This is a genomic window from Collinsella sp. LCP19S3_A7, from assembly GCF_052121995.1.
GTDB lineage: Bacteria > Actinomycetota > Coriobacteriia > Coriobacteriales > Coriobacteriaceae > Collinsella.
In genome coordinates this window covers 103,460-126,491 of record NZ_JBQKDE010000002.1, presented here as the reverse complement: position 1 = coordinate 126,491, position 23,032 = coordinate 103,460, and the positions used below count along the sequence as shown (strand labels likewise).

General features: G+C 56.3%; 20 protein-coding genes and 1 tRNA gene. 7 read left to right on the top strand and 14 right to left on the bottom strand.

Annotated features, from left to right (window positions below):
- Positions 1 to 74: 74 nt before the first annotated feature.
- The gene (locus ACTQV3_RS01955) at positions 75 to 1,076 is read right to left on the bottom strand and encodes a LacI family DNA-binding transcriptional regulator (protein WP_441536011.1); all 1,002 of its coding nucleotides are present in this window, start codon (positions 1,074 to 1,076) and stop codon (positions 75 to 77) included.
- A gap of 284 nt (positions 1,077 to 1,360) precedes the next feature.
- On the opposite strand from ACTQV3_RS01955, the gene ACTQV3_RS01950 reads away from it, so the two are divergent.
- Both ACTQV3_RS01950 and lacG read left to right on the top strand, forming a co-directional pair.
- The gene (locus ACTQV3_RS01950) at positions 1,361 to 3,139 is read left to right on the top strand and encodes a PTS lactose transporter subunit IIBC (protein ID WP_441068430.1); all 1,779 of its coding nucleotides are present in this window, start codon (positions 1,361 to 1,363) and stop codon (positions 3,137 to 3,139) included.
- 75 nt (positions 3,140 to 3,214) lie between these two features.
- The gene (lacG, locus tag ACTQV3_RS01945; RefSeq protein WP_441068428.1) at positions 3,215 to 4,636 is read left to right on the top strand and encodes a 6-phospho-beta-galactosidase; all 1,422 of its coding nucleotides are present in this window, start codon (positions 3,215 to 3,217) and stop codon (positions 4,634 to 4,636) included.
- Positions 4,637 to 5,147: 511 nt separating this feature from the next.
- On the opposite strand, the gene ACTQV3_RS01940 is transcribed toward lacG, so the two are convergent.
- Together ACTQV3_RS01940 and ACTQV3_RS01935 are read right to left on the bottom strand one after the other, a co-directional pair.
- A complete protein-coding gene (locus tag ACTQV3_RS01940) occupies positions 5,148 to 5,543 on the bottom strand; it encodes a hypothetical protein (RefSeq protein ID WP_441068426.1) in 396 nt (131 codons plus the stop codon).
- A gap of 162 nt (positions 5,544 to 5,705) precedes the next feature.
- Entirely contained in the window at positions 5,706 to 7,400 is a 1,695-nt protein-coding gene (locus ACTQV3_RS01935; RefSeq protein WP_195503282.1) for a PTS lactose transporter subunit IIBC, read from the bottom strand.
- 377 nt (positions 7,401 to 7,777) lie between these two features.
- On the opposite strand from ACTQV3_RS01935, the gene ACTQV3_RS01930 reads away from it, so the two are divergent.
- Complete coding sequence (locus ACTQV3_RS01930) at positions 7,778 to 8,677, top strand: DUF7916 family protein (RefSeq protein ID WP_006234814.1); 900 nt, start codon at positions 7,778 to 7,780, stop codon at positions 8,675 to 8,677.
- A 54-nt stretch (positions 8,678 to 8,731) separates the two neighbouring features.
- The gene (locus ACTQV3_RS01925) at positions 8,732 to 9,469 is read left to right on the top strand and encodes a GntR family transcriptional regulator (RefSeq protein WP_250787243.1); all 738 of its coding nucleotides are present in this window, start codon (positions 8,732 to 8,734) and stop codon (positions 9,467 to 9,469) included.
- A 274-nt stretch (positions 9,470 to 9,743) separates the two neighbouring features.
- On the opposite strand, the gene ACTQV3_RS01920 is transcribed toward ACTQV3_RS01925, so the two are convergent.
- On the bottom strand, positions 9,744 to 10,508 hold the full coding sequence (locus ACTQV3_RS01920) for a DeoR/GlpR family DNA-binding transcription regulator (protein ID WP_441068423.1): 765 nt from the start codon (positions 10,506 to 10,508) through the stop codon (positions 9,744 to 9,746).
- Between the two features lie 206 nt (positions 10,509 to 10,714).
- Here ACTQV3_RS01920 and ACTQV3_RS01915 point away from each other — a divergent pair, with 206 nt between their 5' ends.
- Both ACTQV3_RS01915 and ACTQV3_RS01910 read left to right on the top strand, forming a co-directional pair.
- On the top strand, positions 10,715 to 11,767 hold the full coding sequence (locus tag ACTQV3_RS01915) for an aldose epimerase family protein (RefSeq protein WP_427795498.1): 1,053 nt from the start codon (positions 10,715 to 10,717) through the stop codon (positions 11,765 to 11,767).
- A gap of 206 nt (positions 11,768 to 11,973) precedes the next feature.
- Positions 11,974 to 12,049 (top strand) — tRNA-Thr (locus ACTQV3_RS01910).
- A gap of 192 nt (positions 12,050 to 12,241) precedes the next feature.
- Here the strand turns inward: ACTQV3_RS01910 and ACTQV3_RS01905 are convergent.
- The 5 genes from ACTQV3_RS01905 to ACTQV3_RS01885 form a co-directional block, all read right to left on the bottom strand.
- Entirely contained in the window at positions 12,242 to 13,309 is a 1,068-nt protein-coding gene (locus ACTQV3_RS01905) for a hypothetical protein (protein ID WP_441536007.1), read from the bottom strand.
- 166 nt (positions 13,310 to 13,475) lie between these two features.
- The gene (locus ACTQV3_RS01900) at positions 13,476 to 14,051 is read right to left on the bottom strand and encodes a DUF5067 domain-containing protein (RefSeq protein ID WP_441068419.1); all 576 of its coding nucleotides are present in this window, start codon (positions 14,049 to 14,051) and stop codon (positions 13,476 to 13,478) included.
- A 247-nt stretch (positions 14,052 to 14,298) separates the two neighbouring features.
- A complete protein-coding gene (locus tag ACTQV3_RS01895; RefSeq protein WP_117654927.1) occupies positions 14,299 to 14,772 on the bottom strand; it encodes a YhcH/YjgK/YiaL family protein in 474 nt (157 codons plus the stop codon).
- Positions 14,773 to 14,976: 204 nt separating this feature from the next.
- Complete coding sequence (locus ACTQV3_RS01890; protein ID WP_441068417.1) at positions 14,977 to 15,912, bottom strand: hexose kinase; 936 nt, start codon at positions 15,910 to 15,912, stop codon at positions 14,977 to 14,979.
- A gap of 57 nt (positions 15,913 to 15,969) precedes the next feature.
- Positions 15,970 to 16,851, bottom strand: a complete 882-nt coding sequence (locus ACTQV3_RS01885) for an aldose 1-epimerase family protein (RefSeq protein WP_441536009.1) — start codon at positions 16,849 to 16,851, stop codon at positions 15,970 to 15,972.
- A gap of 155 nt (positions 16,852 to 17,006) precedes the next feature.
- Between ACTQV3_RS01885 and ACTQV3_RS01880 the strand changes: the two genes are divergently transcribed.
- Positions 17,007 to 17,591, top strand: a complete 585-nt coding sequence (locus ACTQV3_RS01880) for a flavodoxin domain-containing protein (protein WP_229770598.1) — start codon at positions 17,007 to 17,009, stop codon at positions 17,589 to 17,591.
- A gap of 75 nt (positions 17,592 to 17,666) precedes the next feature.
- Here ACTQV3_RS01880 and nagA read toward each other — a convergent pair whose 3' ends face one another.
- The 5 genes from nagA to ACTQV3_RS01855 all read right to left on the bottom strand — a co-directional run bounded on the left by nagA (position 17,667) and on the right by ACTQV3_RS01855 (position 23,023).
- Positions 17,667 to 18,836, bottom strand: coding sequence for an N-acetylglucosamine-6-phosphate deacetylase (gene nagA, locus ACTQV3_RS01875; protein ID WP_154514990.1), 1,170 nt, complete (start codon positions 18,834 to 18,836; stop codon positions 17,667 to 17,669).
- Between the two features lie 117 nt (positions 18,837 to 18,953).
- Positions 18,954 to 20,120 carry an SIS domain-containing protein gene (gene agaS, locus ACTQV3_RS01870; protein WP_441048695.1) on the bottom strand — a complete coding sequence of 389 codons (1,167 nt, stop codon included), beginning with the start codon at positions 20,118 to 20,120 and terminating at the stop codon, positions 18,954 to 18,956.
- A 114-nt stretch (positions 20,121 to 20,234) separates the two neighbouring features.
- Positions 20,235 to 20,966 carry a GntR family transcriptional regulator gene (locus ACTQV3_RS01865; RefSeq protein ID WP_154514994.1) on the bottom strand — a complete coding sequence of 244 codons (732 nt, stop codon included), beginning with the start codon at positions 20,964 to 20,966 and terminating at the stop codon, positions 20,235 to 20,237.
- Positions 20,967 to 21,150: 184 nt separating this feature from the next.
- Positions 21,151 to 22,233: a PTS system mannose/fructose/sorbose family transporter subunit IID gene (locus ACTQV3_RS01860; protein WP_138374505.1), complete on the bottom strand. Its 1,083-nt coding sequence runs from the start codon at positions 22,231 to 22,233 to the stop codon at positions 21,151 to 21,153.
- Positions 22,223 to 23,023 (bottom strand): PTS mannose/fructose/sorbose/N-acetylgalactosamine transporter subunit IIC, encoded by an 801-nt coding sequence (locus ACTQV3_RS01855; protein WP_154514996.1) that lies wholly within the window; start codon positions 23,021 to 23,023, stop codon positions 22,223 to 22,225. The genes ACTQV3_RS01860 and ACTQV3_RS01855 overlap by 11 nt, the downstream gene beginning before the upstream one ends.
- Positions 23,024 to 23,032 lie beyond the last annotated feature (9 nt).

Genomic DNA, 23,032 nt, shown 5'->3' with positions numbered 1-23,032 from the left:
GTCTCGATCTGTAACATCTAGCCGAGTATTTCGGTCCTAACTGTTACAGATTGAGATGAACGAGTTGAGCACGTCTACGCCCGCAGGTCTTTCACGCTGGAACGCTCGATCAGCACGCCCGACACAAGCGTGCGGCTTCTGGAGCTCGGAGCCTCAAGACCTGCGACGACCTCGTTAAGCGCACGGATGCCCAGCTCGCGGTGGCGAAACTTCACCGACGTCAGAATCGAGTTGGGAATCGTCTTGTAGAGCTCATCGTCGAAGCCGATCACGGACACATCATTGGGCACACTGAGCCCTTTGTCACGTAGAGCCATCATCACGCCGTTTGCCATGCAGTCGTTAGCGGCGAGGACCGCCGTGCAATCGGGCTTATCGGCAAGCACAAGGCCCGCGGCATAGCCACTATCCGCATTCCAATCGCCTTGCAGAGGCTCGGGCGGCTCAATGCCACGCGCCTCGAGTGCCGCACGCCAACCTTTCATACGACACTGGCTCGACAGCGCCTCTTTCTTACCAGAGACGAAATATACGTTCTTGTGTCCACGATTTAAGAAGTACTCGCACGCCATGCGCGCGCCGCCCTCTTGGTCGTCACTAACGGTAGAGCAGGTAGGATGCTCCATCGGTGTGATAATCACCGTCTTGAGGTCCTTCGGCGCCTCAAAGGTATCAAAGTCATCGACCATCTGGCGCAGATTGAAGATCATGCCGTCGACGGGAAGCTGCGACATCCTGCGCGCCGCTTCGGCAAGGGTCATCTTCTCCCCCGCCCGCTTTTTGATCATCGTGAGAGCAAAGCCTCGCTCTTCGGCGGCATCGGCGATACCGTCAATCATGTCCACGGCGCCGCCCGACAAGTGGAACAGCACCACGCCGATGCACCCGTAACGGCCCAGCTTGAGCGAACGCGCGGCAAAGTTGGTTCGAAACCCAAGCGCCTCCATGGCAGCATGGACCTTATCGCGTGTCGACTTTCGTACGCTATCGGGCTCGTTGATCACGCGCGACACCGTCTTGAGAGAAACACCCGCGGCAATCGCCACATCGTTCATCGAGACGTTTTTCTTGTCCATCGTTGCCACTGCTTCTCCACTCGGTTCTCTATCGCTTGTTTTTTGCGTTCTAGCATACACTACCTGCCCGACTGATAAATCAGCCGTTTATCGGACGATATCGACCGTTCACCTGTAAATCCTTGTTGCTCTTCCAAAAATGTCTTACGTTGTCATTAGCGAAATGACAACGTTGTCATTTCGCAATGCCTTCCTTAAGCGGGAAGGTTTCCGGGCAGTCCTGACCATCCATCGACGACCAGTTCCATCCACATGCATCGCGCATCAAGTAGCAAAGGAGCTCTATGGACGCCATCGTAAAGATGCTCGAAAAGCATCAGCCGTTCTTTGAGAAGATCTCGAGGAACATCTACCTCCAGGCCATCAAGGACGGATTCCTTGGGTGCATGCCCATTGTCCTCACCTCTTCGATCTTCCTGTTGATCGCCACCCTTCCTGGCGTAGTTGGCATCACGCTGCCCCAGCCGCTCATCGACTGGTGCAACAAGCTGTACAACTTCACCATGGGCGTTATGGGCATCATGGTTGCCGGCACCACCGCCAAGAACTTTACGGCTTCCATGAACCGTCGCATGCCCGCCGGCAAGGTGCTCAACGACGGCTCCACCATGGTGGCCGCCCAGTGCAGCATGCTTTTGCTCGCCGTTACGCAGTTCACCACCAAGCTCAACGGCTCCGAACTTTCGGTCTTCGACTGCACCAGCATGGGCACGCGCGGTCTGTTCTCGGCCTATATCGCCGCGTTCATTACCGTGTGGGTCTATAAGTTCTGCGTCTCGCGCGATCTGACCATTAAGCTGCCCAAGGAGGTCCCGGGCGCCATCGCTCAGAACTTCCGCGACATTATCCCCTTTGGCGGCGCTGTCATCATCTGCGGCATCATCGATGTCGTCGTGCGCAACCTCATGGGCGTTCCGTTCTCCGAGCTGCTCATCAAGCTGCTCTCCCCGCTCTTCACTGCGGCAGAGACCTACCCCGGTCTCATCCTTATCCAGGCAGCCACCGCGTTCTTCTGGTTCATCGGCGTCCACGGTCCTTCGATTGTCCAGCCGGGTATCGACCCCATCCGTCTTGCCAACCAGGCCGAGAACCTGCAGGTCCTGCTGGCAGGCGGCCACCCCGCCCACTCCCTCACCTTTAACATGTCGCTCGTGGGTGAGTTCGGCGGCACCGGCGCCACGTTCATCGTGCCGCTTCTGCTGATTCTCTTTATGAAGTCCAAGCAGCTCAAAGCCGTCGGTAAGGCTTCGATTGTTCCTGTTGCCTTCGCCGTCAACGAACCGCTGCTCTTTGGCGCGCCGATGATCCTTAACCCCTACATGCTCATCCCCTTTGTTGCCGCCGGCTGCGTCAACGTGAGTGTTGCCAAGTTCTTTATCGATAACGTGGGCATGAACGGCTTCTCCTTCGTGGTGCCTTGGGCTACCCCCGCCCCCATCGGCATTTTCATCACCACGAACTTCCAGCTCATCGCCCTGGTATTTGTCGCGATCATCATCTTGCTGGACGCCATCATCTACCTGCCGTTCTTGAAGGCATACGATAAGCTGCTCTGCGACCAGGAGGCCGAGCGCGCCGCCGAGCTGGGTCTCGAGTCCGACGGTGCTGCCACCATCGCCGCCAGCACCTCCGCGCCCGCTGTCGAGCAGGCTACCGCTTCCGTCGAGACGACCGTTGCCGCCGCCGACAGCAAGCCTGTCGCCGATCAGCCCGAGCCCGCCGCCGATGCATCCGCCAAGAAGGATGTCGATGGCCTGAAAGTCCTCGTCCTGTGCGCCGGCGCTGGCACCTCTGCCATGCTTGCCAACGCCATCAAGGAAGGTGCCGCGCAGACCGGAGAGAACATCGCTTCCTCCGCGGGCGCCTATGGCCAGCACACTGCCATCATGGATCAGTACGACGTTATCGTGCTTGCCCCGCAGGTTCGTAGCTACTACAACGACATGAAGGCCGACACCGATCGTCTGGGCATTAAGCTGCTCGCCCCGCGCGGCAAGGAATATATCGACCTTACCCGCGACCCCGCTGGCGCCATCAAGTGGCTCCGCGAGAACCTCGACTAGCTCCTCCCTCTGTTGGTGCCCGGATCCCCAGTTCGGGCACCTCTCCCTATTCGTATCCCACAGAAAGGATGCCTCATGAACAACCCCATGCAGTTCCCCGACGGCTTTGTGTTTGGCGGCGCCACTGCCGCTTACCAAGTTGAGGGCGAGACCCGCACGCACGGCAAGGGTAAAGTGCCCTGGGACGATTTCCTGGCAGCTCAGGGTCGCTTCTCCCCCGACCCCGCAAGCGACTTCTACAACAAGTACCCGGTCGATATCGACCTGTGCCAGCGCTTCGGCATCAACGGTATCCGCGTCTCCATCGCTTGGAGCCGCATCTTCCCCAACGGCACTGGCGAGATCAACCCCGAGGGTGTCGCTTTCTATCACGAGCTCTTTGCCACCTGCAACAATGCCGGCGTTATCCCCTATGTCACGCTCGATCACTTTGATACGCCCGAGGCCTTTTACCAGGACGGCGGCGAGGGCTTCCTGACGCGCACGACGATCGACGCCTTTGTCGAGTACGCCAAGTTCTGCTTTGCCGAGTTCACCGAGGTCAAGCACTGGTTCACCTTTAACGAGATTCCCGCGACCGCCGAGGGCAGCTTTATCGTCGGCAACTGGCCGCACGGCGAGAAGTACCGACTGGACAAGGCCTTCCAGCTCATGCACAACATGATGGTGGCCCACGCCAAGGCTGTCGTCGCCTTCCATGATGGCGGCTTTGAGGGCGAGATCGGCATTGTCCAGAACCTGGAGCCCAAGTATCCCCTCGACCCCAACAACGCTGCCGACTGCGAGGCAGCTCGCATGGCCGACGTCATCAACAACCGCTGGGTACTCGACGCCACCTTCCGCGGCCACTATGCCGCCGACACCATGGAGGCTGCGACCAAGCTGGCCCATATCGCCGGCGGCGAGCTCGACGTCCGCGACGAGGACATCGCCGCGCTGACCGCCGCGCTCCCCTACAACGATTGCCTGGGCGTCAACACCTACAAGTGCCAGTTCCTGCGTGCTGCCGAGGGCGAAAACGACATCAACCACAATGGCACCGGCGACAAGGGCTCCTCGCGCTGGTTCCTCAAGGGCGTGGGCGAGTCGTGCGTGCGCGAAGGCGTTCCCACCACCGATTGGGACTGGATCATCTATCCCGAGGGCCTGTACGACCTGCTGCTGCGCATTAAGAACGATTACCCCAACTACAAGAAGATCTACATCACCGAGAACGGCATGGGCTATAAGGACGACTTTGAGGACGGCTTTATCGATGACGCCCCTCGTATCGACTATATGCGTCAGCATCTCGCATGGATCCTCAAGGCGATCGACGGCGGCGTAAACGTCGACGGTTACTTTGTGTGGTCGCTGCAGGACCAGTTCTCCTGGACCAACGGCTACAACAAGCGTTACGGCCTGTTCTACATCGACTTTGAGACCCAGAAGCGCTATCCCAAGGCGAGCGCGTACTGGTACAAGAACGTCGCGGAGACCGGCCTGCTCATGGCCTAGTTTCCGCCGCATACCCCCTGTCGGCCGCATGCGAATCCCTCCACGGGTTCGTATGCGGCCTCTTTTGTTTTGGCTCGGCCCGAGCAGGTCGTTTGTCTCGATTTGTAACATCTAGCCGAATATTTCGGCCCTAGCTGTTACAAATCGAGACAAACAGAACGCTCGAGCAGAAATATCTCAATCTGTAACATCTAACTCGCTTTTAACCGTCTAACTGTTACAGATCAAGACAAAGGTGATGGCTGGATAGACAAAATCTCGATCTGTAACACCTAGTCGAGTTTTTGGGTCCTAGCTGTTACAGATTGAGACAAATACACAGGACAATCCTCTCAATCTCAATCTGTAACATCTGGTTGGCGACTTCACCCCTACCTGTTACAGGTTGAGGCAATTTGATAGTGGAGTCCTCATTTGCGCGTCATATCGCGTAGCGCTGACGCACTGGTTCCCACAATGACAGGAGGTAAAAGTCCTCCCGCATCGCCTGTTGGCAATCTCGTAGCGCTAGCTAGCAAATGACCTGCGTGTGTTCCTCGATGGCGGCGCGGTCCTCGACCGAGATACCCGGCTCACATACCACGGCGTCCAGGCTGTCCAGGCGGCAGAAAGTGTAGAAGTCGCGCCTGCCGATCTTGCTGGAGTCGGCGATGAGGTAGCGCGTATCGACCTTGCTAAAGGCGAGCTGCTGGATGCGGCCCTCGTCCATGTTGGACGTGGACACGTCGCCGTCCAAAATGCCGTTTGCGCCGATATAGGCTGCGTCGATTCCCAGCGCGCGCAGGGTATCCTCGGCCGGGGGCCCCACAAAGGCGGCGGTGCGGCGGCGGTGCATGCCGCCCACCAGGCACGGCTCGCAATCCTCGCGCGCCTCGAGCAGGTTAAAGACCGAAAGCGAATTGGTCACATAGATGGAAGGCAGCTTGTCGGTGACTCGGAAAGCGCCAATGCGATCTCACGACGGTTGCGCTCATTGTCTCAATTAGATACTCAACGAAATACGGCCCCGCAGCTCAATAAGCTGCGGGGCCGTACCATACACCGACGAATCAACGACGAAGTGCATCCACTATTTGGCCAGCTCCTGAACGATCCAGTCAATTGCACCTTCGGGATCGTTGGTAAGGTCGATATACTCCTTGCCCCTTGTGGTGAGCAGTTTAATTCCAAGGCGATCGGTATCGGCCTTCATAGCGTCATAGTACATGCGTGCCTGGGGCGCCAGAACAATCACGTTGTACTGATCCATCGTCTCATAGTGGCTTCCGTACGCACCGGACTGAGAAACCAGATCGATACCCTTAGCAGCGGCACCTTCGCGAAGAGCATTTGCCAAGAGAGTCGAAGTGCCGGCACCCTGGCAAAGCACAAGCACGCGGATCTGCTCCGCCTTGTCCTTTACCGCCTCGAGAGCTTTTGCGACATTTTCCTGTGCGGCTATAGCATCTGCATCCGAGGTTCCTGCAGTCTCCTTTGCAGACTCTTCCAAACAAAGCTGATGGTCATACGCCTTGCAGAACGGATAGTAAATCACAAAGTCAACGACCAACAGCACTGCCATCAATACGAGAGAACGCAGATCGAGACCCGTGGTGAGGAATGCACCGATTGGGCCGGGAAGCGCCCACGGCATGGTATACATGGGGGCGTTCATTCCAATGACGTCAATGAAGAACTTACCGATAATGGCGTTGACCATAGGAGCCACTAGGAAGGGCACGAACATATAGGGATTGAGAACAATCGGCATACCGAAGATAACAGGCTCGTTAACTCCAAAAATCACCGGGATAATCGATGCCTTACCCATGGCTTTAAGCTGCTTGGAGCGCATAAACATGATCAGGATAATAGGAACGATGAACGTGCAGCCAGAACCGCCCAGACCGCCGATGAAGCTTGTAAAGTCCTGCGTGAGAGCAATTGACGGGTGTCCACCTGCTTGGAAAACCTCAAGATTGGTAACGGTATTGCCGTAGAGCGCAGCATTGATCGGACTCATGACAACCGAAGCACCGTGGATACCCATAAATTGGAAAAGTGCGACCGCGCCTTCGATAAGCGCCATGCCAGGATAGGTGTCGACCGCGGAGAACAGCGGCGAGATGAGAGCGGATACCAAATTGGCGAACGGCACAGCAAGCAGCTTGCGGCTCGCAAGATCGATAAAAGCGCACGCAAGGATCGAAAACCCAAATGCAAAGATATCGCGAAAACTCTGCGCAATAGAGCCAGGGACCTCTTTGGGGAGCTTGATCGTCACATTATGGCTAATGCACACCTTATAGATATTAACGGTCAAAAATGCGGCTACGAACGCAGCGAGAAAACCCTTGGTTCCCATATAGCCGGTTTCAAAAACAGATGTATCTGCTCCGCCAATCGAGACAACATCGTTCGTCACCGATAGCAAGAGCATGCCGCACATGGCACAAACCATGCACGAGGTGGGGTTGAGAGATTTGCCCGAAGGCATGCGACGGTTCATCGACATGGCAAGTGAGCTCGCCGTGGTGCCGGCCACCATAATGCCAAGAAGCCCCATGGTATATGCATAGATTTTATTGAAGAAATCCAGCACCTCAGGCGGAAGCGTGATGCCTACATAGGCAGGGAGCGTCGAAAGAAGAAGGAACAGGCTCGAGAACAGCACAATTGGCATATTCGAGAGAAAGCCATCCTTGATCGCCACCAGATAAATGTTCCTCGAGATTTTGTCGAAGAGGGGCTGGTGTTTTTCAAGGAATTTGACGATAGCGTCCATAACACATCCTTTCATGATTCCCGGGCACGTAACGATTTATCCGGACTCAACCGTCGTCGTCCCCGTTTGTATCCACTTATGTAAATGAATACGTTCTCGTGCGAAATGTAATATCATTTGCGCGATTTGTCATAACCAATTCTTTTTCCGCTTTGTCGGTATGTCAAGAATTCAAATACTTATTCGGTGAACGGTAGTTGATTAATATAAGATTTTCCCAGCTAAAGGCTATTTTTTCCGAGCAGTACAATAAGCTTACAACCGTTCACCGATTGGATATAACATTTTGAATATATTGTTGTAACAATATTAGAGACAATGTCACAAGCCTGTCGTTCTAGTCAAAGGAAGTAACAATGCCCAAACGATTACTGAACATGTCCGCATCCGATTTTGCCGCCACGTCACCCATGGATCTAAAGCAGGCAATTCTGGCTTCCGAGGGACGTACCATCATGGCGGAAAACGTACCCTCTTCCCAATTTCTCGGCGGCGTTACTAATGCAGAAATCGAACGTGCCGCAGGTGCCGACCTGCTTCTGTTTAACGCGCTCGATGTGTTCGATCCAGTTATTGCCGGTATTCCAGATGATCTCAATGAAAACCCGGTCACTTGGGTGAAGCGAGCATGCGGAAGGCCCATTGGCGTCAATCTGGAGCCAGTTGATAACGAGGCAGAGATGTCTGAATCCCGAACGGAAATCCCCATGGGTCGTCGCGTCTCTCCCAAGACCTTAGAAAAGGCTAACGAACTCGGATTTGATTTTATCTGTCTGACGGGCAACCCTGGAACCGGCGTCTCCAACGATGCAATCGCCCATTCAATCAAACTCTCCAAAGAGCATTTCAATGGCCTGGTCATAGCCGGAAAAATGCATGGAGCGGGCGTTGCGGAACCTGTCATGACACTCGAAATAGCGCGCAAGTTTGTTGATCTCGGCGTCGATATCCTTCTCGTGCCAGCCCCCTACACTGTCCCTTGCTTCCAAGAAGCAGACCTGCGCGCCATCGTAGACTTTGTACGATCCCACAACGTAGGCAAGTCAATTGAAGAGAAGGTTCTCGTCATGGCGGCGAACGGGACGAGTCAAGACTCCTGCGACAGCGAGACCATTAAGAAAATAGGCCTTGCAGCAAAAGCAGCCGGCGCTGACCTCCAACATATCGGGGACTCCATGAACGGTATTTGCCTGCCCCAGAATATCTTCACGCTCGGACAAGCCCTTCGTGGATACAGGCATCAGATCGTCATGCTGAGCCGCTCTGTGATACGTTAAGGTTACCTTGCCCACGTTACATCCCGGCTGAGGCAACCATCAGGTATAACCAACATGCAAACTGAGGCTCTAATGCTCGATACACACGAAAAACGGCCACTCTATTTACAGCTCACCGACGCACTGCTCAAGCAGATCGTCGATGAATATCAAGCAGATGATAAACTTCCGACAGAAATGGAACTCTGCGACGAATACGCCGTAAGCAGAACAACCGTCCGACTTGCCATGAGTGAGCTGGAGCGTCGTGGAAGTATCTATCGAATCCAAGGTAAGGGATCGTTTGTTGCACCGAAACGCGTTAGCGAGCTCAATTCACTTTTAGACTTTGACTTTGCAAGCCATTGCGATGGCGTTGATCCGGATGCCATCACCAAACATTTCGGCGGCCTCACATCAGGTCGTCCAATTTCCGTAATGATGCTCCAACAATTTGGATGTCAAAGTCGCGATGAAATTCAGCGTCTTGAATTGACCTACGAACTTGAAGGCAGCTTCATAGGCGCTGATACGTTCTTCATTTCAAAGTCGCGCGTTCCGAATAACCAGTTAGATTTTCAGGCATTTAGCAGAATCATGGACGACTTGTCCAAGTCTATCCAATCTGTTAGGGAAAGCTATAGAGCACGTCAGCTTAGCGATTCCGAAGCCAGTAATTATGGTGTTGCAAAACTTCCGGTCATCGAACTGACTCATTATGCTTACGACTCCGGAGGCAAACTAATCTCAATTGTCTGCCGCACCGTCTTAACTGGGCGGGTCCCTTATCAAAACTTTATTTTCAAGTCCTAATGTTCTTTTTCTTTTGTCTCGATCTGTAACACGTAGCCGAGTTTTTAAGTCCTAACCGTTACAGATCGAGACAAACAAGGTAGACCACGCCGAATTGTCTCAATCTGTAACACTAAGACCGGTTTTGGACGTCTAGATGTTACAGGTTGAGACAATTTGATAGCGAAGTCCCCATTTGCGCGTTATATCGCATAGCGCTGACGCGCCGATTCCCCACAATGACAGGGGGGCAAAAGTCCTCACACAGCGCTTACTAGCAATCCTGCAGCGCTAGCTAGCAGATGATCTGCGTATGCTCCTCGATGGCGGCACGATCCTCGGCGGTAATACCCGGCTCGCACACCACGGCATCCAGGCTGTCCAGGCGGCAGAAGGTGTAGAAGTCGCGCTTGCCGATCTTGCTGGAGTCGGCGATCAGATAGCGCGAGTCGGCCTTGCTAAAGGCGAGCTGCTGGATACGACCCTCTTCCATGTTAGATGTGGACACGTCGCCGTCCAAAATGCCGTTTGCGCCGATAAAGGCTGCATCGATCCCCAGTGCGCGCAAGGTATCCTCGGCCGTGGGGCCCACAAAGGCGGCAGTGCGGCGGCGGTACACGCCGCCCACCAGGCACAGTTCGCAGTCTTCGCGCGCCTCGAGCAGGTTAAACACCGAAAGCGAATTGGTCACAATGCGCAGGCGGCACGCCGGCAGCATCGAGGCCATCTGCTCAACCGTAGTGCCCGTACCCAAAAAGATGGTCGAACCTTCCTCGATAAGCTCCACGGCGCGGCGCGCAATCTGCAGCTTTTCCTCGGCATGCTTGGTGCGCTTTTCGCTGTGCGAGTACTCGTGGCGCAACATAGCGTGGGGACGACCCTGCGCACTGCGGGCACCGCCGTGCACGCGCTCGATCTCGCCCAGGCTCGCAAGCTCCTCAAGATCACGGCGGATCGTCATATCCGAGACGCCCAGTGCATCCGAAATCTCCTTGACCGAGACCGTGCCCTGCTCCTCGAGCAGCTGACGAACCTTATCCTGTCGCTCCGCTTTAATCACGATGAATCCTCGCCGTTCTTTGCGCGCATATCATTCAAACAGTAACGAACAAATTGTATCAGACTCGCGCGCGTCAAAAATGAACGCCCGCACGGCTCCAATCATCACTTTTTTGAGAAAAATACCCCCTGCTTTAGTGGGATGTAGTGATAATCTCTCCTGTTCGCGCTACAGTTTGTCGGAAATACCTCGATGTTAGGAACCAAATGATCACTTCTGAGCTTTTCGGCACCGCGCCGTGCGGTACCCCCGTTCATCGTTACACCCTCAACGGGCCCGAGATCTGCGTTCGCATTATGGACTATGGCGCCACCGTGCTGGGTATCGATGTGCCCGACATTCCCGGCAACGTGCGCGATGTGGTGCTGGGCTTCGATAAGCTCGAGGATTACTTTGACAACCCCGCCTGCTTTGGCGCGACCATCGGCCCCGTGGCAAACCGCACCGCGGGCGCCACGATCACCATCGACGGTACGGACTGGCATATGCCCGCCAACGAGGGCGCCAACAACCTGCACAGCGATCTTGAGCACGGCCTGCACAAGCGCGTGTGGGATGTTGAGCTCGACGAGGCCCACAACGCCGTGCGCATGACCACCTCACTTGAGGATGGCGAGTTGGGCCTGCCCGGCAACCGCACCTTTACGGCCGTGTTTACCGTGACGCACACCGGCCGCTTCCGTATCGAATATGGCTGCGAGAGCGACCGCGCCACGTACGTGTCCATGACCAACCACACGTACTTTAACCTCGCCGGTCATAATGCCGGCATGGACTGCGAGCACTTCTTTGTTGCTAACGCTGCTCACTACCTGCCCATCGACGACCAGAACATTCCTACTGGCGAGATTGCTCCGGTCGAGGGAACACCGTTTGATTTTCGCGAGTTACGCCCCGTCGCGCCTGGCATGGAGGCCGACCATCCGCAGATTAAGCAGGCACGCGGCTACGATCACTGCCTGTGCATTGGCGGCTATCAGTACGGCCGCAATCTGCGCCGTGCCCTGCACGTCGAGGAGATGTGGACCGGCCGTGAGCTGGACTACTACACCACCGCCCCGGGCGTGCAGCTCTACACCGGCAACTGGCTAGGCGACGAGCACGCCAAGGACGATGCCAACTACGGCTGGGGCGCCGGCTTTGCCCTCGAGGCCGAGATGTACCCCGACACGCCGCACCGCCCGCTGTTCCCCCAGGGCATTGTGGGCCCGGGTCATCCCTACAGCAATGTGATCGAATACCACTTTATGAGGCACTAAGCTCATAACGCAACATATCGCACAGCAGCGCCCGCCGGCACACCGCCGACGGGCGTTTTTCTACCTAGTTGTAGGCAACCAGGCACATCCCGGCTTGAGTGATTAGTGCATTTAACGTGAGAAAAGCCGTCAGAACACTTGCGCGGATTTGCGATGTCCCGTATCATAGACAGCCGTTGACGCCTCAGCTGCGTCACCACATGGCCGCCAGCGTAGCTCAGTTGGTAGAGCACCGCTCTCGTAAAGCGGGGGTCACCGGTTCGAGCCCGGTCGCTGGCTCCATTGCATTAGTGCAGCTCAGAAGCATAGTTGCTTCTGAGCTTTTTTGTTTTCGCGTCTCTTTCCTCCTTCTCCGAGGAGTGAAAAAGGGGTGAAAATCTTTTTTAACCGTTTTCCATAAATAGCTAGCATCATCCAACGTTCACATTAGATCGAACAACAATCCTGTTGCACATAGCCAAATTCCGCTGAGTATCAGAGAAGAACGTCCGGATTATATGCATCCAGCTTCGCTTCTCCAGTCGCCAGTGACTCCTCCAGCCGGTCAGCATATTCAACAATAGAGCCGTAGAACATGGGAGTAAATCCGAACTTTTCGATAAAGAGGGGTTCCGCTACGCCAACCCTCCTCTTGGCAACCGCGGTCTCATCTTTTTCATAGTACCCAGTGCCAGGAATCCGCTCGCTTGCCTGCGGCAAGCACTTAAGCTGCCTACGCAAGCGTGCCGATCCCTTTGAAAGACCCGTATAGGTGATAACACCAGAGATTACGCCACCGACACCCACAACAACCTTGCCAGCGGCATCCCCCACCGTCTGCTTTGTTATCTTGATACCCATGAAGCTCAAGAGCTTCTTGAGGATCGGATACCAACTGGTCTTGGTTAGAGACTGGCGAGCGACCTTTTTCGCGACCGCCTCTTGGGCGTTTTTGGCGATTACGGTTAGCATCGAATTCGCGCTGCCTACACCCATCATCACACCGAGCAACACTGCCATTTCGTAGAGAGTCTCGTCATCAACGTCGTCACATTCTTCAAAAAAGGTCTGCCAGCCATACAGGTATGCCAGTTTCTGCATAATCCTGAATGCGTGCACGTAGTATTGCGTAATATCAGCAGGAATGGTGCCCGCCATCGCAACACCTCCGGGAAGACCTGCTGCAAAGGAAAGGGCAGTTGACTTCTTTGTCTCAAAATCAATTACTTCTCTAGCAATTCTATCGATCAGGCCCACGTCGATTCCGGCAGTGACGGGAGTCGTTTCCACGGCAAACTCGACGACATCTTTATGGATACCCTTCCTCCTCAGCTCCGAGCGGAGGAAATGGGGCCGATCAATTCTCACTCCCTTTAACCGCGCAACTTTCTTCATAAAGTCAATCAAAAATCTCTGGGCCTCTGCCAGCTGCTCATCGCTCTTGTCTTTTAGCTCTGCAAAAGCCGAATCAACGGGAACGGCGACCTCAAGACCCTCGCCCTCGTTTTTCTTTCCAAGCAGCCTGACGTCCATACAGCCTTCCAATCGATCGTCTGCCGGCATATTAACGGCTTCTTGCCGATTGAGTTCCCACAACGTCGTAACAGCTCAATCTTAGATCAACGACTAAACCGTACCTGCTCCCGTCCTAAATTTGGGCTCTTTGATTAGGGGGGTCCCTTAACCCAAATCAAAGGTCTGGACAGCTTTTTAAACGTACGAGTAATGATTAAAGAGTACTCAGATCGATAATCTGCGGATTAGTCAGCCCATAGATGGCTTCATTATTATCGGAAGAAGCAATTTGGCCGCCAGCCTCACATTCAACTGGCGTTGTTTCGTCGATCAGCTCGTAACCAAGCCAACCCTCAAGAACTGTGCCAGGTTGTATCTGACGCGACTCAGGAAGATCAAGGCCTTCCACCAACATACTCGGATTAAGCCCCTTTCCGTCCTGAAAAGCCAATATCTCATTACCGGAAAACATAACAGTCTGAAGGTCTTCCGACACATTTTTTGCAGTCACATTCAAAATCAACAGTGGCTTACCGTCACTATAGCTTTCTACTCCGCGCTGCGCCCCCGTGATGGTGTACACAATACCCGATACGGGGATATCGCCGTCCCCGCCGCTGCCATCCTTTTCTTTTCCGGCAGCGTCTGCCTGAGCAGCAGCATAGCCCGCAGCGTAGCCATCATCATAGCTCCCCTTCCCGGAGCATGCGGTGAGGCAAGCGGAAGCAGCTGTGAGCCCCAACGCCAAGAAAGCGCGCCTAGGAATTAAAGCGGTTGTGCTGAGTCCCATAAAGAGCTCCCATCCATTAGCTATTTCTCGTATCCACAGCTATTTTAATTATTCTTCAATCCATTTAGCGTCAATTGCGTCTCAATAACTGCGTCGTTCAGCCTAATTTGACCGCTCCAATGAACCCTGCTCAAATAACAAAAAGCCCCGCCAACCGCAATCCCCAAAGGAACCGCAATCAGCGGGGCCCAAGCGCGCTCCTCAATGGAATCACGCCATCAGACGAACAGCTCAGTCGGGCAGTTCGCTACTCCTCCCAGTAAGCGTCTGCAAGCAGCTTAAAGCAGATCTTCTTGACCGGCTGTGCGCCATCGCCCGGGAACTCGAGCGTGGGCATGTGCGGCTCGCCGGCAACAAACAGCGCAAACTTGTCGTCGGCAAGATCGCCGGCGATCGAGGCGTCGGAATCGACCAGATCGTAGTCGTCCTTCTCGTCAAACTCCTGGACCAGCGTCAGGCTGCCCGTGGCGACCTTAAAGGCCTCGCGACCCTCGACGTCGATCTGCAGGTCGTGATAGCGCTGATGCGTCTCATAGTGAGCCTCGGCCTCGGGACGCGTCGTGGGAGCCATGACGTTCGCAAAGACCTTGTCGCCCAGAATCGGATGGCTGCCGACCTCGAGCTGCGCCGGGTCGTTCTCCTCGAGCCAGTCGATCAGCACGTCGAGGCCCTTGAGCATTCCGCGATACTCCTCGATATCGCCCAATGCACCGTAAATCATCTAAATCCCCTCTCGGATCGTTTCTTTGGCGGTTACTCGGCAAACGCGTTACCAAAGCTGTTGCCACACGCATACGTCTCGACCAGGGTAAGGTCGGGAATGAACACGACAGTATCGGCGTCGCGCCCCGGCATAATGCTACCGCACTTGTCGTTGGCTCTAACCACTAGCAAACAACCGATGCCGGAGCCGACGTCCAATCTCTTACAGCTCGGTCACGACAACGCCGTTGTAAACCTCGTCCCAACGGTCCATGACCAGATGACCGGTCATGGGATCCATGGCATTGAGCTTGCCGCAGGTGTTGGCGGTCCGCAGCACCGTCTCGTCGTCCGCGCCGGCAGCGATGGCATGCGCGAAACCGGCGATAGTGGAGTCGCCGGAACCCGTAGCGTTAACGGCAGGAATATCGGGGGTCTTGGCACGGAACGCACGTCCGTTGTGGAAGCCCACGGAGCCGGCAGCGCCCATGGACACGACGACCCAGGGGATATCGGAGAAGCGGGCGTCAGAGGCGAGCGCAGCACGGAGCTCGTCCACATCGTCGGTGGTAAAGCTCGTGCCCAACAAGCCGTTGATCTCGGTTAGGTTAGGCTTGACCAGCTCGGGCTTGACCTCGGACTTGAGGGCAGCCTCAAGCGAAGCGCCCGAGGTATCGAGCAGCACCTTGGCGCCGGCGTTCTCGGCAATGCCCGTAATCTTGGCATAGTAGCCTGCCTCGACACCGCGGGGCAGCGAACCCGAAATAGTGACGACGTCGGCCTTGCTCGCAAGCTCGGTAAACTTGGCGGTAAAGGCATCCAGCTCCTCGGGGGCAATCGTCGGACCGCTCTCGAGCAGCTCGGTCTGGTTGCCGGCGTGGAGGATGTTGAGGCAAATGCGAGTCTCGCCCTTGATGGGCACAAAGTCGTTGTTAATACCGTTGGCATCCATAAGCTCTGCCATATAGGCGCCCATATGGCCACCGAGCAGACCGGTTGCCACAACGTCGTCGCCCAGCTGGCCCAGCACACGGGCCACGTTGAGACCCTTGCCGCCGGCGGTCTTTTCGGGCGTCACACGGTTGACGTCGTCGATAATGAGCTCATCGAGCTGATAGCGCGTATCGACGGACGGGTTCATCGTAACGGTGAGGATCATTTTAGCTCCTTATCTCGCAGGCTCCTTATGCCTCGCGATACGAGTCGAAAAACGGAATTACAGAATCTCAATCGTGAACGAGCGAACGACGGTCTCCTTGGGCTTGGCGACAAGGCAGCCGCGCTTATGCTCAAGTACGTCGTCCTCATCGGAGCAGGTCGAGAGGCCGCCCCAGGGCTCAACTGCCACAAAATCGCCCTCGGGCTTACTCCACACGATGAGGTACGGGAAACCCTCAAAACTCAAGCGAACGCCCTTGTCCTCGCCCTTCTTGGAAAGCGTGACCTGACGACTCTCGAGCACGTCAAAGATGGTCTCCGCAAAATCGAAGAGCTCATGCGACAGGGGCAGCGTCTTTCCCACCATGGGGTTCTTTGAACGGTTAGCAACATCAATCAAGCCAGTCGAAGGGACGGCGGTGCAAAGCTCCGCATCCTCGTCTTTCTCGAAGCGCAACTCGTAGTCCGTATAGGCCTCGCCCTCGTCGAGCGGGCACCTAAAGCCGGGGTGTCCACCGATAAAGAACGGCATGTCCTCGGTGCCCTCGTTGGTCACCTCATAGGAAACGCGCACGGCAGCGTCCTCGAGCGTATAACGAGCGACAAGCTTAAACGGGTAGGGATAATCTCTCAGCAGCGCGGCGTTATCCTCCGAAGCCAGGCACATAGCCAGCTCGTTTGCGCTTTGGCTCAGCAGCTTCCACTCCTGTTTGCGCGCAAACCCGTGGCGAGCGAGCTTTACATGATGCCCGGCAAACGTCATGGCGCTGCCATCGCGCAGGCCTCCGCAAATCGGGAAGCAAATCGGTGCCTGGCCGGACCACACGGCTGGATCGCCCTGCCACAAGTACTCGCGGCCTCCAGCCTCAATCGAGGTAAACGAACCACCAGCCGTGGACACCTTAATAGAAATCGAATCGTTGGAGAGAGCGTATTCCATTGCCCATCCTTTCGAACAACTGCTTTTGCTCGCAAGTATCCGTCTCGGCCCTGACCAAAGGACAAACCCGCACGCTCAACGATGTGTCCGGTATCCCAGCCATGCAACGGGGTACCATACAGACATTGATGCAATTACAGCTGGAAGGCCTTCTTATGCGAACCATCATCCTCTACGCCTCGCGCCATCACGGCAATACGAAAAAGCTCGTGGACGCCATCGTCGAGGCACACCCCGAGATCGATACCCTCGACGTCAAGGCGCTCGGCAAAAACGAGTATCCCAATCTGCACGAATATCATCTGATCGGTGTCGCCACGGGCATCTATTACTCCGAGATCGACAAGGACATGGCACGCGTGCTCACCAACGTGCTGCAGCCGCAGGACAAGGTGTTTGGCCTTATGACCTACGGTGGCAAAAACAAGTGGTACGGCAAGGATATCGATGGCATCTGCCGCATGAGGCAGGCCATCTTTATGGGTGTCTACGGCTGCCCCGGCTTTGATACGTGGGGGCCGTTCAAACTCACCGGCGGTGTCCAAAAGGGACACCCGACCGCTGAGGAAATTAAGGGCGCCGTCGACTTCTTCGACAAGATCGAAGACGAGTATGGCGACATCATCGTCGAAGAGTACGCCAAGCGCGAGAAGCGCCTAGCATACGAGAAGGAGCATCCTGCAGGAGGCCTGGTGGCCGGCGTTAAGCGCACGGTAAAGAAGATCGCTAACAAGCTGTAACTGTGAAGGTACTTTTGAGCGTTTAACCCATGCGGCGGGTCCGAGCAGATTCGGGCCCGCCGTCTTTTTCTATCGTTACTCGGTAAAGGCGTTACCGACGCTCTGACCGCCAACATACGTCTCGACGAGGGTGAGCTCATGGTCGAACACGACAAAGTCGGCGTCGCGACCCGGCATGATGCTGCCGCACTTATCCTCGATGTGCACGGAGCGTGCCGGCACCTCGGTTGCCATGCGAATGGCGATATCGGCACTGGCGATGCCCCAGTCGACGATGTTCTTGACGCCCTGGGCAAGCGTGAGCACCGAGCCGGCAATGCTCTTGCCGTCGGCGAGCCAGCACAGGTTGTCCTTCATGATGACGTCCATGCCGCCACTGGTGTAGCTGCCCTCGGGCATGCCGCCGCAACCCAGGCAGTCGGTGATGAGCACCGTATGCTGCCAGCCCTTTGCCTGCAGCAGCGCCTTGATAGCGCCAGGGTTTACGTGCTTGCCGTCACAGATGATCTCGGCGTAGGTCTCGGGCGTGGACATGGCAGCACCCACAACACCGGGCTCACGGTGATGCAGTCCGCGCTGGCCGTTATAGGTATGCGTAAAGCAGCTGGCACCGGCGTTGATGGCGGCGATGCACTCATCGTAGGTGGCGTCGGAGTGACCGATGCTGGTCACCACACCCTTGGCGTTAAGAGCAGCCGCATAAGCAGCGGCACCGTCGTGCTCGGCCGCCATGGCGCTCTTAACGATGCGACCACCCGCAGCCTCCTGCCACTGATCGAAGACCTCCTCGGAGGGATCGATAAGATAAGCGGGGTTCTGCGCGCCCACGTGCTTCATGGTAAAGAAAGGGCCCTCCAGGTAGATGCCCTGAATGCGAGCACCGCAGAAGTCGGGGCCACGGCCCTCGTCCGCCTGAGCGATGGCGGCGCAGGCGTCCTTGATCTGCTCGACGCCATCGGTGAACGTCGTGGGCAGCCAGCTGGTGGTACCGCGACGGGCGAGCTCGGTCGAGCTGATATCGATGCCCTCGGGATCGTTATCGGTAGTCGAATGGTTATAGAAGCCATGGATGTGGGTGTCGACCATGCCCGGCGCGATCCACGATCCCGTGTAGTCCTTGATCTCGCAGGAGGGCTCGTCGGCCTGCCAAGCGCCAAAGACGCCGTCCTCGACCATAAGATAGCCGCCCAGTTGCGGGCCTGCCGGCAAGAAGAACTTGTCAGCCTTAATTGCGTACGTGCTCATATGTACTCCTTACTTCTAAAGCAGTTAACTGTGGTGATGTTTATACCCAGCTCACGTAAAACAAAAAGCGCCCGCCCGCCGTTATGAGCGGACGGGCGCCCTTACAGGGGGACGCGATTAAGCGGTGAAGGGGTGAATCGTCACGCCCTTGACCACGCGGTTGACCGTGCCGGTGGGGCTCGGCGTGTCGGGCGTGTTGCCCACGCGCACGGAGTTAAGCAGGCTGATAGCCTGAGCAAACATCACGAACGGCAGAGCAAGGTAGCCCTCGGGAAGTGCCTCGTAGCCCTTAAAGGTGAAGGACTCACCCTCGTAGACAGTAGCGCCATCCTGCTGAACGGCAACGGTGTGCTGAGCAATATCGTCGCCACCGATCTCATTGAGGATGTCGATGTCGTACTGACGGGTGTAGGCGTCGTTGTTGACGAACACGAACACGAGGGTCTTGTCGTCGACGAAGGACTTGGGTCCGTGACGATAGCCCATGGAAGTGTCGTAAGAAGTGGCAACCAGACCGTGAGCGAGCTCGAGGATCTTGAGCTGGCTCTCCTGGGCAAGGCCACCGAAGGAGCCAGAACCCAAGTAGGTCACGCGGTTGAAGTCTCCAGCGAGGTAATCGGCGATCTCGGGCTCACGGGAGATGACCTCCTCGCCCATCTTGGCGATGGTCTCGACCCACTCGGCCTTCTGCTCGTCAGAGGCAGTGTCGAAAATAAGGGTGGCGAGCAGGGTCATGCAGGAATAAGAACCGGTCATGGCGAAGCCCTTGTCGTTGGCACGCGGAATGAGCAGCGTCAGCGCGTTGGGATCATCGGCAGACTCGACGGCGAGCTTGCCCTCGGGAGCGCAGGTGATGTTGAGGAATTTGACGTTGTGGACGAGCTCCTTGGCAACGGCAACGGCGGCAAGGCTCTCGGGGCTGTTGCCAGAGCGGGCAAAGGAAACCACGAGCGTGGGATCCTCGGCACGCAGGAAGTCGCGCGGGGCGCTCACGATGTCGGTCGTGGCAATGGGCTTAAAGTCGTAGAGATCAGTGTTGCCAGCGTGACGCAGGTACGGGGCGCAGGTATCGCCAACGTAGTCAGACGTACCGGCACCGGTGAAGACAACGGACAGACGGCCCTCGCCCATAGCGCGAGCCTCGGCCAGAAAGGCCTCGATGGCCTCCTTGTTCTCACGATAGATGTTGAGCGTATCACGCCAAAGCTCGGGCTGCTGAGCAATCTCGGCCGTGGTGATCTGGGCGCCGAGCTCGGTGAGCTCCTCGACACTCTTCTCGAACATTTCTAATACCTCTCTCTAGAAGTAATCCTCTGACGTGCAATTATACACTTCGGTTGGTTATCTGGTAGTAACCAGTTAAATGCAAGGAATCACCATATGGAAACGATGCGAACACTAGTTGCTACGCTGGTGGTAAACCTTGTATTTAAACTGATCGGCACGAGCAACCGAGAGCGTATACTCCACAACCTCGTTTGACTCGTTATACGTAGTCCTGACCAAATCGAGCACAGGCGACCCCTCGACAATTGCCAAAAGGTGGGCATCGGTGGGACGGGCTATGCTCGCATAGAACTCCTCTTCGGCCACGCGAATCTTTTGCTGAAAGTCCTGCTCAATCACATCGTAAAGCGGCTTACTCTCCAGCAGTGGTCGCTTTAGGGACAGAAATTGACGAACCGGCAGATAGCTGCGTTCGACCATCATGGGCATGTTGTCGGCAGAACGAAGGCGCTTGAGCTTAAAAACGCGATCACCGATATGCAATCCCATATGCTCTGCCAGATTCTTATCGGCCTCCATCTCGCAAAACTCGAGAATCGTGGTCTCGGGGTCGCGACCCATCGCGCGCATCTGTTCGGTAAAGCTGTAGGACTGCATAAGATTGGTTGCCTTTGCCGAACGGTCGGTCACAAAGGTACCGCGACCGTGCTGCCGAACCACCAGTCCTAAACGCTCCAGTTCCTGCAGAGCCAGGCGTACCGTGGTGCGCGAGAGACCATAGCGCTCCGAAAGTTCGCGCTCGGAAGGAATCATGTCACCGGCGCGATATTCATGGTCAATCTTTTCGGTCAGAATATCGACCAGCTGATCGTACAGCGGTTGCTTACGCGCCCCGATCGCCATCCTATCCTCCCATTTTCTCAAACTCGGCTACTACCTTGGGTGGTTAACATTATCTGTCTGCCACATCCGAATCATCAAGAAAACAAAAGCCGCGCGCTCTTTCGAGCACGCGGCTTTTAACATACACATGGCTTAAGGGGTCGGGGTGTGAGCCGCGTAGGGACACACCCCTCAAGCTAGAGCCTTACCAGATGCTCGGCCAGAGACCAAGCGGGCCAGCGCCCAGGATGCCCAGGACGAAGAGCAGCAGAATGCCCTTGGTCGGGGTCCAGCTGTGCTTAGCGAACATGTAGTAAAGCAGCAGCGTAAGCATAAGCGGGACGAGCTTCGGGACGATGGTGTTGAGGGTGTCGGCAACAGAGAAGTTGACCGGATCCTCGGTAACGGTGCCGTAGGTCACGGACTCCATGCCGTTGCCCAGATCGGTGACGCCGCACTCGACAGCGTTGCCGTCGGCATCGGAAGCGGTGAGGGCGTTGCCGTCCTTATCGGTCATGGCGATGGTACCGGCCTCAGCGGTCTCGGTATCGATGCCCTCCATACCGGTGAAGTTCTCGGCCTCCTTCTCGGAGACGATCACGGTAGTAGCGGAGAGGCCACGGGTGGTGCCGTTGGGAATCTGGAGGTTGATCTGGGTGCCACCCATGGTGACGACCAGGCAACCGACGACGAAGACGCCCATGATGGAAGCGGCGCGCGTGAAGGCCTGCATGTTGGCGGTCAGAGCGTCAATAGCGCTGGTGCCAAGCTTGTAGGACCAGTTCATGAGCCAGAAGCGCAGTGCGAACTGGACGGCGTTGAAGATCACCAGGAAGATGATCGGCGCAGCGGCGTTGCCGTTGATGGCCATGTTGGAGGTGATGCCAGCCGTGATAGGCACGAGCGTCAGCCAGAACAGGGCGTCACCGATACCACCGAGCGGGCCCATTGCGGCGACGCGGACGGCGCGAATCGTGGGGATGTCAACCTTGTTCTGCTCGAGCGAAAGCACGATGCCCATAACAAAGGTGACGAGGAACGGGTGAGTGTTGAAGAACTCCAGGTTGTGGCTCATGGAAGCCGCGAGGTCGTTCTTGTTGGTGTGGATCTTCTCCAGACCGGGGATGATGGAGTAGAGCCAGCCAGCGGCCTGCATACGCTCGTAGTTGAACGAGGCCTGCAGGAAGCAGGAGCGCCAAGCCATCTTGTTGAGGGTCTTCTGGTCGAGCTGCGGAGCAGGAGTGAGATCCTCGTAGTGCTCCGGGATCACATACTCATTAGATGCCATCTTCGAAGTCACCTCCGTCAGAAACAGCTGCACCCTTCAGCTCGGTCTGCTGCTGGAAGTCCCAGAAAGCGATGCCGAAGCCGATGAGAGCGAGGATGAGCAGGGCAGGAGTTGCCAGAGAATCGTTGGCAACGGTGATGATCGCGAGGCCAAAGCCCATGAGGAAGAAGCCCCACATGTCGCGGTTCATCATAACCTTGAGCAGGACGGCGAAGCCGACGAAGCGCATCATGCCGCCTGCAGCGGAGAGACCGGTCTGCAGCCAAGCCGGGATGGCGGAAGCGATGGTCTGACCGATGGTAGCGCCAGCGATGAAGAACAGGGTGACGACGATAGCGAAGATCAGGCCGAGCAGAGCCATGGCGAAGTAGTTCAGACGCTCGATACCCTTGGTGTCAGCGTTGTGAGCCATGTTGTCCGCGGAGGACATGAGCGGCGACATAAGCGTGAAGACCAGGGTAACGCCGAGCTGACCAAGCAGAGCGAACGGAATGGCAAGGCCGACTGCCGCGTTAGGCTCGAGGCCCGTGGCGATTGCGAGAATGGCTGCCATGATGCCGCCGATGACGGCGTTAGGCGGCTGAGCGCCTCCGATCGGCATGTTGCCGATCGTCATGAGCTGATAGGTACCACCCACGAGAAGACCGGTGTTGAGGTCGCCAAGGATAAGACCGATGACGGCGCCGGTGACGATGGGCTGATAGAGAGACTCGAGGAAGTTGAACTGGTCGATTGCCGCGACGAACGTGACGATGAAGACCAGAGCGACCTGGATGATCGAGTATTCCATCTTGCTCCT

Coding starts and splice junctions, on each gene's coding strand:
- ACTQV3_RS01955 (WP_441536011.1), bottom strand. CDS start 1,076: ATGGACAAGAAAAACGTCTCGATGAACGATGTGGCGATTGCCGCGGGT.
- ACTQV3_RS01950 (WP_441068430.1), top strand. CDS start 1,361: ATGGACGCCATCGTAAAGATGCTCGAAAAGCATCAGCCGTTCTTTGAG.
- lacG (WP_441068428.1), top strand. CDS start 3,215: ATGAACAACCCCATGCAGTTCCCCGACGGCTTTGTGTTTGGCGGCGCC.
- ACTQV3_RS01935 (WP_195503282.1), bottom strand. CDS start 7,400: ATGGACGCTATCGTCAAATTCCTTGAAAAACACCAGCCCCTCTTCGAC.
- ACTQV3_RS01930 (WP_006234814.1), top strand. CDS start 7,778: ATGTCCGCATCCGATTTTGCCGCCACGTCACCCATGGATCTAAAGCAG.
- ACTQV3_RS01925 (WP_250787243.1), top strand. CDS start 8,732: ATGCAAACTGAGGCTCTAATGCTCGATACACACGAAAAACGGCCACTC.
- ACTQV3_RS01915 (WP_427795498.1), top strand. CDS start 10,715: ATGATCACTTCTGAGCTTTTCGGCACCGCGCCGTGCGGTACCCCCGTT.
- ACTQV3_RS01905 (WP_441536007.1), bottom strand. CDS start 13,309: ATGCCGGCAGACGATCGATTGGAAGGCTGTATGGACGTCAGGCTGCTT.
- ACTQV3_RS01900 (WP_441068419.1), bottom strand. CDS start 14,051: ATGGGACTCAGCACAACCGCTTTAATTCCTAGGCGCGCTTTCTTGGCG.
- ACTQV3_RS01895 (WP_117654927.1), bottom strand. CDS start 14,772: ATGATTTACGGTGCATTGGGCGATATCGAGGAGTATCGCGGAATGCTC.
- ACTQV3_RS01890 (WP_441068417.1), bottom strand. CDS start 15,912: ATGATCCTCACCGTTACGATGAACCCGTCCGTCGATACGCGCTATCAG.
- ACTQV3_RS01885 (WP_441536009.1), bottom strand. CDS start 16,851: ATGGAATACGCTCTCTCCAACGATTCGATTTCTATTAAGGTGTCCACG.
- ACTQV3_RS01880 (WP_229770598.1), top strand. CDS start 17,007: ATGCGAACCATCATCCTCTACGCCTCGCGCCATCACGGCAATACGAAA.
- nagA (WP_154514990.1), bottom strand. CDS start 18,836: ATGAGCACGTACGCAATTAAGGCTGACAAGTTCTTCTTGCCGGCAGGC.
- agaS (WP_441048695.1), bottom strand. CDS start 20,120: ATGTTCGAGAAGAGTGTCGAGGAGCTCACCGAGCTCGGCGCCCAGATC.
- ACTQV3_RS01865 (WP_154514994.1), bottom strand. CDS start 20,966: ATGGCGATCGGGGCGCGTAAGCAACCGCTGTACGATCAGCTGGTCGAT.
- ACTQV3_RS01860 (WP_138374505.1), bottom strand. CDS start 22,233: ATGGCATCTAATGAGTATGTGATCCCGGAGCACTACGAGGATCTCACT.
- ACTQV3_RS01855 (WP_154514996.1), bottom strand. CDS start 23,023: ATGGAATACTCGATCATCCAGGTCGCTCTGGTCTTCATCGTCACGTTC.